Source organism: Mesorhizobium sp. M7A.F.Ca.CA.003.01.2.1 (assembly GCF_003998945.1).
Taxonomy (GTDB): domain Bacteria; phylum Pseudomonadota; class Alphaproteobacteria; order Rhizobiales; family Rhizobiaceae; genus Mesorhizobium; species Mesorhizobium ciceri.
The window spans coordinates 1-423 of record NZ_RZRA01001698.1 but is presented as its reverse complement, the minus strand read 5'-3'; the positions used below and the strand labels follow the sequence as shown (position 1 = coordinate 423).

Sequence of the window (423 nt, the reverse complement as noted above, 5' to 3'; positions counted from 1 at the left end):
CGCCATCGCTGCCACGTCCGGGCAGCGAGCCAGCACAGCATCGCCCAGACGAAGCCGGCGCACCAGCCGGCCAGCACATCCGACGGCCAGTGGACGCCGAGATAGACGCGGCTGATGCCGACCAGCAGCGTCGTCAGCACCGCCAGCGACAGCACATAGATCTTCGTCGTTCGACCGGGCAGGAAGCGTGCCGCCAGCGCGCCGAGCGTCAGATAGGTCACCGCCGACAGCATGGCGTGGCCGCTGGGAAAAGACAGCGTCGTTTCGTTGACGAGATGCGAGACGAGTTCGGGGCGCGGCCGGTCGATTCCGGCTTTCAGCAGGCTCGACAGCATCTGACCGCCGGCCACCGCCACGAAGATGAAAAGGGCGGTCGCCGGCCTGCGGATAAGCAGGAGATAGACGATTACCGCCGTCACGATC

1 protein-coding gene is annotated in these 423 nt (G+C 66.4%); it reads right to left on the bottom strand.

The window, feature by feature from the left end; genetic code table 11:
* Window positions 1-423 (bottom strand): phosphatase PAP2 family protein (locus tag EN969_RS35000; RefSeq protein ID WP_164758840.1); only part of this gene is annotated, 423 nt, incomplete at both ends.